Source organism: Pseudolysinimonas sp. (assembly GCF_031389465.1).
In the GTDB taxonomy this organism is placed as follows: domain Bacteria; phylum Actinomycetota; class Actinomycetes; order Actinomycetales; family Microbacteriaceae; genus Pseudolysinimonas_A.
The window spans coordinates 1-7,541 of sequence record NZ_JANMSQ010000068.1; the positions used below are offsets into that span (position 1 = coordinate 1).

At 67.7% G+C, this 7,541-nt stretch carries 8 protein-coding genes; 2 read left to right on the forward strand and 6 right to left on the reverse strand.

Translation table 11 applies throughout. The features are described 5' to 3' along the window. On the forward strand, positions 1–1,098 hold a 1,098-nt coding region (locus RMO30_RS02640), incomplete at its 5' end, for an ATP-binding cassette domain-containing protein (protein ID WP_309709136.1). Between the two features lie 3 nt (positions 1,099–1,101). Here the strand turns inward: RMO30_RS02640 and RMO30_RS02645 are convergent. Then, positions 1,102–1,647, reverse strand: a complete 546-nt coding sequence (locus tag RMO30_RS02645) for an MOSC domain-containing protein (protein ID WP_309709138.1) — start codon at positions 1,645–1,647, stop codon at positions 1,102–1,104. A 23-nt stretch (positions 1,648–1,670) separates the two neighbouring features. Here RMO30_RS02645 and RMO30_RS02650 point away from each other — a divergent pair, with 23 nt between their 5' ends. After that, positions 1,671–2,777: a 5-methyltetrahydropteroyltriglutamate--homocysteine S-methyltransferase gene (locus tag RMO30_RS02650; protein WP_309709141.1), complete on the forward strand. Its 1,107-nt coding sequence runs from the start codon at positions 1,671–1,673 to the stop codon at positions 2,775–2,777. A gap of 1 nt (position 2,778) precedes the next feature. Here RMO30_RS02650 and RMO30_RS02655 read toward each other — a convergent pair whose 3' ends face one another. The 5 genes from RMO30_RS02655 to RMO30_RS02675 all read right to left on the reverse strand — a co-directional run. Further along, a complete protein-coding gene (locus RMO30_RS02655; RefSeq protein WP_309709144.1) occupies positions 2,779–3,528 on the reverse strand; it encodes a class I SAM-dependent methyltransferase in 750 nt (249 codons plus the stop codon). 65 nt (positions 3,529–3,593) lie between these two features. Continuing rightward, positions 3,594–5,132, reverse strand: a complete 1,539-nt coding sequence (gene der, locus RMO30_RS02660) for a ribosome biogenesis GTPase Der (protein ID WP_309709147.1) — start codon at positions 5,130–5,132, stop codon at positions 3,594–3,596. Next, on the reverse strand, positions 5,129–5,830 hold the full coding sequence (gene cmk, locus RMO30_RS02665) for a (d)CMP kinase (protein WP_309709151.1): 702 nt from the start codon (positions 5,828–5,830) through the stop codon (positions 5,129–5,131). Before cmk ends, der begins: the two co-directional genes overlap by 4 nt. After that, positions 5,785–6,894 (reverse strand): prephenate dehydrogenase, encoded by a 1,110-nt coding sequence (locus RMO30_RS02670; RefSeq protein ID WP_309709155.1) that lies wholly within the window; start codon positions 6,892–6,894, stop codon positions 5,785–5,787. Before RMO30_RS02670 ends, cmk begins: the two co-directional genes overlap by 46 nt. Further along, a partial coding sequence (locus RMO30_RS02675; protein WP_309709157.1) for a pseudouridine synthase occupies positions 6,891–7,541 on the reverse strand: 651 nt, incomplete at its 5' end. The genes RMO30_RS02675 and RMO30_RS02670, both read right to left, overlap by 4 nt.

The window sequence follows — 7,541 nt, forward strand, 5'->3', positions numbered from 1 at the left end:
GTCGTCGAGCACAAGCCCGAGACGATCGCGATCGCCGACCACGTCGTCGATCTCGGGCCCGGCGCCGGTACGAAAGGTGGCGAGATCCAGTTCGAGGGCACCGTCACCGCCCTGCGCGCGAGCGACACACTCACCGGGCGACACCTCGACGACCGCGCGAAACTGAAGGATGCCGTGCGCCCATCCACCGGCACGATCGAGATTCGCAACGCAACCCGCAACAACCTGCGGAACGTTGCGGTCGACATCCCGCTCGGCGTGCTGTGCGTCATCACCGGGGTCGCCGGATCGGGCAAGAGTTCGCTCATCCACGGGTCAATCCCCGCGGGTGCTGACGTCGTCTCAGTCGATCAGGCGGCGATCAAAGGTTCGCGACGCAGCAATCCCGCGACCTACACCGGGCTGCTCGACCCGATCCGCGCGGCGTTCGCGAAAGTCAACGGGGTGAAGCCGGCACTTTTCAGCGCCAACTCCGCCGGTGCGTGCCCGAACTGCAACGGCAACGGCGTCATCTTCGCCGACTTCGGATCGATGGGCAGCGCCTCGACCACCTGCGAGGTGTGCGAAGGCAAGCGGTTCATGGCCTCGGTGCTCGAGTACCGGCTCGGCGGGAAGAACATCAGCGGGGTGCTCGGCCTGAGCGTCGACGAAGCGGTCGAGTACTTCGCCGAGGGCGAGTCGAAGGTGCCCGCCGCCCACGCGATCCTCGTGCGGATGGCCGACGACGGCCTCGGCTACCTGACGCTGGGCCAGCCGCTCACGACTCTCTCTGGCGGCGAGCGGCAGCGGTTGAAGCTCGCGATCCACATGGCCGACACGGGCGGGGTGTACATCCTCGACGAACCCACCACGGGCCTGCACCTCGCCGACGTCGAGCAGCTGCTCGGCCTGCTCGACCGGCTCGTCGACGCCGGCAAGTCGGTCATCGTGATCGAACACCACCAGGCGGTCATGGCACACGCCGACTGGATCGTCGACATCGGCCCGGGCGCGGGACATGACGGCGGAAGAGTGGTCTTCGAGGGCACCCCCGCCGACCTCGTCGCGACGAAGCCGACCCTGACCGGGCAACACCTCGCGGCCTATGTCGGCGGGTAGCGGTCAGACGCCCCGATAGGTGTCGAGGATCGTCGGGGCACCCTCCGGCGCCGGGACAACCTCGATGCCGTCGCCCGCGCGCACCGAACCGGGCGTGACGACCTTCAGATAGGCACCGAGTCGGCGCGCGTCCGAGAACCGGCGCACCCAGCCGTCGTCGTCCTCGCCCATCCAGCGCGCGAAGGTCATGCACGGCGTGCGGGGCATGGTCACCTCGAGCACGACGGCATCACCGATCTTCCAACGTTCGCCCACGCGGGCGTTGCTGACGTCGAGACCCGCGACCCGCAGGTTCTCGCCGAACAGCCCGGGCGGGATGTCGCGGCCGAGCTGTTCGGACCACCAGTCGGCATCCTCGGCGGCGTAGGCGTAGACGGCCTTCTCTTCGCCGCCGTGGTGTTTCCGGTCAGCTTGAATGTCGCCGTAGAGGCCGATCCTGCCGACCGTGACCACTCCGTCGACGGCCTGTTTATCGATCGCCGTCGTGCCGACCGTGCCGGCGTCGTCGTGCAGCCGCACAACGACGCAAGGAGCAACCAGACGACCCATGGCACCACCCTAAGCTGAGTCGCATGCCCCGTACGACGCCTCCGTTCCGTGCTGACCAGGTCGGAAGCTTCCTCCGCACCCCAGCGATCAGGGATGCGCGCGGGCGCCACGAACTCGGCGAACTCGATGCCGCCGAATTGCGCCGGATCGAAGACCGCGAGATCGCCGAATTGATCCGCGAGCAAGAGAAGGCCGGGCTGCAACTGGCCACCGACGGAGAATACCGGCGCTCCTGGTGGCACTTCGACTTCATCGGCCTGCTCGAAGGTGTCGAGATCGTCGAAATCGACCACGGCATCCAGTTTCAGGGTGTGCAGACCAAGCCGAAGAGTCCAGCCATCGTCGGCAAGATCGGCTTCCCCCCGAACCACCCGTTCCTCGACCACTTCGCATTCGTCGCAGCGAACACAATCGTGACTCCGAAGATGACGATCCCGTCCCCGACCGTGTTGCACTGGCGCGCGGAGTCGTCGGGCATCGACGCGAACGCCTACGCCAACCGCGATGCGATCCTCGAAGACCTGGCCGCGGCCTACCGCGACGCCGTTAAAGCGTTCTACGACGCCGGATGTCGTTACCTGCAGTTCGACGACACGACCTGGGCCTACCTGTGCTCGCCCGCCGAGATCGAGAAGGCCGCCGCGCGTGGTGTCGACGTGGAAGGCATCGCCGACAAGTACGTAAAGCTCATCAACGACTCCATCCGTGACAAGCCGGCCGACATGGTCATCACGACTCACGTCTGTCGCGGCAATTTCAAGTCCACCTGGATCTCGTCGGGCGGCTACGAGCCGGTCGCCGAACCCCTGCTCGCCGGCTGCAACTACGACGGCTACTTCCTCGAGTACGACACCGAGCGTGCCGGAGGCTTCGAGCCGCTGCGCTTCCTTCCCGAGGGCGACAAGATCGTCGTGTTGGGGCTCATCACCTCCAAGAGTGGCGACCTCGAAGCTCCCGAGGACGTCAAGCAACGCATCACCGAGGCGAGCCAGTTCGTGCGGCTCGAGCAACTTGCGCTGAGCCCTCAGTGCGGCTTCGCCTCCACCGAGGAGGGCAACGTGCTCACCGAAGAGCAGCAGTGGGCGAAGATGCGCGAGATCGTGGAACTGGCCGACGAGGTCTGGGGCTAGTTCAGCCGGTGCGGAAGCGGTAGACGTACAGCCGGTACGGAAGCCGCAGCATCCCATCGGCTTCGGCGACCCGCTCGCCGAGCGCCCCCACGGCATCCAGCATCTCGCGGCGATCGACCTCGGATGCCGTGATCACGAAACCGTGCGTCGCCGCCAGGTCGACGAGCGTCGCGACGTCGATCGTCGACGTCCACCCGAACTCCTGCATCGCATCGAACGCGAACGGCTCGGTGACGACGGGGCCGCCCGCTTCGAGCATCAGCTCATCGGCACTTTGGTGACCAAGGATGTCGGCGAGTTCGGCCACCCAGGGCTCACGAGCATCCCGGATATTCCAGAACAGGCCGAGGTGCCCGCCCGGTCGCAGGATGCGGGCGACCTCCGCGCTCCCTCGCGGCGGGTCGACCCAGTGCCAGGACTGGCCAAAGGTCACCGCGTCGAAGGTCGCGTCGCCGAACGGCAATTGCTCGGCAGTCCCGGTCACCGTCGTCACGCCGGGATGTTTCGCGGACAGCACCGCGAGCATCCCCGGATCGGGGTCGACCGCGGTGATCTCGCGACCCCGCGCGAGCAGGGCGTCGGTGAGCTTCCCGGTGCCCGTGCCCACGTCGGCGATTCTGAGTTCTTGAGAAGCCGGCGCGTCGGCGGGAAGGAACCACGCGACGGCTTCCGCCGGGTAGCCGGGGCGCACCCGTTCGTACAGTTCAGCGATGCTCCCGAAGTTGCGGGAACGCGCAGCCGTAAACGACATGGGCCCAGTTTCGCCCCCGAACCTCAGAGGACGCAGGGTATGGGTTGCTCAGCGCTCGCCAGAACTCAGCGCTTGCGCTTCTCGCGCACTCGCATGTTCACGATGATCGGGGTGCCGGCAAAGCTGTATACCTCGCGCAGGCGGCGCTGGATGAACCGGCGGTAGCCCGGGTCGAGGAAGCCGGTCGTGAACAGCACGAACGTCGGCGGGCGGGTCGCCGCCTGGGTGCCGAACAGGATGCGCGGCTGCTTGCCGCCGCGCACCGGGTGCGGGTGCTCGGCCGTGAGCTCGGCGAGGAGCGCGTTGAACTTGCCGGTCGGGATGCGCATATCCCACGAGTTCAGCGCCGTCTCGAGGGCGGGAACAAGCTTCTCGAGGTGTCGTCCGGTGCGGGCCGAGATGTTGACCCGGGGCGCCCACGACACGTGCGCGAGATCTTGTTCGATCTCGCGCTCCAGATACCGGCGGCGTTCGTCGTCGAGAAGATCCCACTTGTTGAACGCGAGCACGAGCGCGCGCCCCGACTCGAGCACCAACTCGACGATGCGCAGATCTTGGGTCGAAATCGACTCGGTGATGTCGAGCACGACAACGGCAACCTCGGCTTTTTCGAGCGCCGCGGCGGTACGCAACGATGCGTAAAAGTCGGCACCGTGCTGGAGGTGCACGCGCTTGCGGATGACGGCGGTGTCAACGAAGGTCCAGATCTTGCCCGCGAGCTCGATGTTCTCGTCGACCGGGTCGCGTGTGGTGCCCGCCGTCGAGTCGACGACGACCCGCTCCTCGCCGGCGGCCTTGTTCAGCAGCGAGCTCTTGCCGACGTTCGGTCGACCGAGGATCGCGACCCGACGGGGGCCGCCGATCTCTTGCTTCGCCACTGCCGAGACGGCGGGCAACAGCTTCATGACCTCATCGAGTACGTCGGCGACGCCGCGACCGTGAATCGCGGACACCGGCCACGGCTCGCCGAGCCCGAGGCTCCACAACTCCGCAGCCTGGGTGTCTTTCACGGCGTCGTCGGACTTGTTGGCGACGAGGATCACCGGGCGCTTCGAGGCACGCAGCATTCGCACGACGTGTTCGTCGGTGGCGGTCGCGCCGACGTTGATGTCGACGACGAAAAGCACAGCGTCGGCGAGGTCGACGGCGATCTCCGCCTGCGCAGCGACCGAGGCGTTGATGCCTTTCGCGTCGGGCTCCCAACCGCCGGTGTCGACGACGGTGAATCGCCGACCCGCCCACTCGGACTTGTAGGCGACCCGGTCGCGTGTCACGCCGGGCACGTCTTCGACGACCGCTTCACGACGACCCAGGATGCGGTTGACGAGCGCCGACTTGCCGACGTTCGGCCGACTGACGATCGCGAGCACGGGAAGCGCCGGAAGGTAGACGATGCCATCGACGCCCTCCGTCGCCGCTTCGAGCAGCTCGAGGTCGTCGTCTTCGAGCTCGTAGTCGGCGAGCCCCGCGCGCAACGAGGCCGCACGCTGCTCCGCGAGATCTTCGTCGAGGTCCCCAAGCCGGGTCAGCAGTTCGGGATCGAGTTCGGCCTCGAACTCGTCGTCGGGGTCGACCCCATCGGGAGCGGGAGTGGTGTTGTTCATCGTGCTGCCTCCACCAGGTCGAGCACGGCCGAAACGGTCTGCTCAAAATCCAGGTTGGTCGAATCTAGGGTCGTGACCCCGGGAGCCGCGGTCATGAAGTCGACGACGGCGGCATCCTTTCGGTCGCGATCACGCAACTGGGTCGCGGTGCTCGCATGCTCGGGGGTGAGTTCGCGCGAACGGCGTGCGATGCGCACGCTCTCGTCGGCAGTCAGCAGGATGCGCACCTCGGCATCCGGGGCGACGACGGTCGTGATGTCGCGGCCCTCGACGACGATGCCGGCTTGTCGGCTCTCGCGAATCGTCGCGCGGAACATCTCGGTCAGTCGCACCCGCACCTCGGGGATGCGTGCGACGTCGCTCACCAGGGCGGTGATGCGGGGCTCCCGGATCGCGGTCGTCACATCGGTCTCGCCGACCTTCACGATCGTGCCGTTGGGCGTCGCGATCGTCGCGTAGTCGAGGTTGTCAACGAGCGCGACGATCGCGTCGGCAGCGTCGACGTCGATGCCGCGTTCGAGGGCGAGCCAGGTGAGCGCACGGTAGGCGGCCCCGGTGTCGAGAAAGTCGAAGTCGAGTCGGGATGCCGCCGCACGGCTCACGCTCGACTTGCCGCTGCCGGCCGGACCGTCGAGCGCGACCACGATGCCGGTCACGAGCCGCTCCCCTGGGTGAGTCCGCCCTGGGCCAGCTGCCATCCACGGGTCTCGAGCGCTTCGGCGAGACGGCCTGCGGCTTCGGGCACGACGGCGATCTCGGCGAACCCGATCTGCGCACCCGGCGAGTGCTCGAGGCGGAGGTCTTCCATATTGACCCCCTCCTCGCCGATCTCGGTCAGCAGACGCGCGAGTTCGCCCGGCTCATCCGCCACCTGCACCACGAGGGTCTCGTATCGGGCGTCGCTGCCGTGCTTGCCCGGGATGCGCGCGACACCCTGGTTGCCGCGCGTGAGCATCGCGGCGAGCCGCGTGGGAGCGCCAGGGGCTGCGGGATCATCCAGCGCGTCGACAACGCCGTCGAGGTCGTTGCGGAACGCGCGCAACGCCTCCGCGACCGGGCCAGCGTTCGCGCCGAGGATCTGGATCCACAGCTCGGGGTCGCTGCCCGCGATGCGGGTCGTGTCGCGGAGCCCCTGCCCGGCGAGGGAGGGCAGGGTGTCGCCCCCGCCGAGCAGCCGCGCCGCGAGAAGCGACGCCACCACTTGGGGAACGTGCGAGACCAATGCGACGCCACGGTCGTGCTCGTCAGGGCTCATCCGGATCGGCGTCGACCCGAGGTCGAGAGCGAGGCTCTCGATCACCCGTTCCTGGGCGGGAGTCGTGAGCGCGTGCGACGCGATGACCCACGGCCGGCCGAGGAAGATGTCGGCACGCGCAGCCATCGCCCCGCCGCGCTCGCGTCCCGCCATCGGGTGCGACCCGAGGTACCGGGTGATGTCGGCGCCGCGCACCTGGAGATCAACGAGGATGCTCGACTTCACGCTCGCGACGTCGGTGACGAGAGCATCCGGGTGGGCCGCGAGTTCGGCTGCGACCAGATCGGCCGTCGAGTCCGGCGACACCGCGACGATCACCAGGGTCGGGTTGTCGTTTGCAGCGGCCGCGCGACCCGCGCCGTAGTCGATGGCGAGTCGAAGCGCCGCCGGCGAACGGTTGGCGAGAACGACGTCGATACCCAGGTGTCGCAAGGCGAGCCCGATGCTCGTGCCGAGGAGCCCGGTGCCGACGATGCGCACGGAGCCAGTCAGGCGTGCAGCAGTCATCGGGGTCGATCCTGGTTCGAGGGAGAAGTGTCGGCGGGAGTGCGAGCGAGGGTCAGCAACTGCCCGAGCTCCAGCTTACCGAGGTCGCGGCTGCGCCCCGACGCGAGAGTGCCCAGATGCAGCGGACCGAACTGACGACGCACCAGTTCCAGAACCGGGTGACCGACGGCATCCAGCATTCTGCGCACGATCCGGTTGCGGCCGGAGTGCAGCGTGATCTCGACGATGCTGCGGTCGGTCGACGGTTCCCCGACCAGTCGGGCTTTGTCGGCGCTGATCGGACCGTCTTCGAGCTCGAAGCCGTCGCGCAACTTCTTCAACGCGGCCGGGTACACGATGCCCTTGACGGTCGCGATGTAGGTCTTCTCGACGCCGAACGACGGATGCGCGAGCACCTGGGCGAGGTCGCCATCGTTGGTGAGGATGAGCAGTCCGCTGGTGTCGGCATCGAGTCGGCCGACGTTGAACAGCCGCTCCTCGTACTCCGCGGTGAACTCCCGCAGGTCGGGGCGGCCGCGCTCATCGGCCATCGACGACACGACGCCGACCGGCTTGTTGAGCATGACGTAGCGCTTCGAGACATCCAGCTGAACCGCCTGGCCGTCGACGGCGACGAGATCCACGGCGGGGTCGACCCGCGAGCCGAG

Bases quoted from the DNA above. Each gene is read 5' to 3' on its own strand.
- RMO30_RS02645 (WP_309709138.1), bottom strand. From the start codon at position 1,647: ATGGGTCGTCTGGTTGCTCCTTGCGTCGTTGTGCGGCTGCACGACGAC.
- der (WP_309709147.1), bottom strand. From the start codon at position 5,132: ATGAACAACACCACTCCCGCTCCCGATGGGGTCGACCCCGACGACGAG.
- RMO30_RS02670 (WP_309709155.1), bottom strand. From the start codon at position 6,894: ATGACTGCTGCACGCCTGACTGGCTCCGTGCGCATCGTCGGCACCGGG.
- RMO30_RS02655 (WP_309709144.1), bottom strand. From the start codon at position 3,528: ATGTCGTTTACGGCTGCGCGTTCCCGCAACTTCGGGAGCATCGCTGAA.
- cmk (WP_309709151.1), bottom strand. From the start codon at position 5,830: ATGGCAGCTGGCCCAGGGCGGACTCACCCAGGGGAGCGGCTCGTGACC.
- RMO30_RS02650 (WP_309709141.1), top strand. From the start codon at position 1,671: ATGCCCCGTACGACGCCTCCGTTCCGTGCTGACCAGGTCGGAAGCTTC.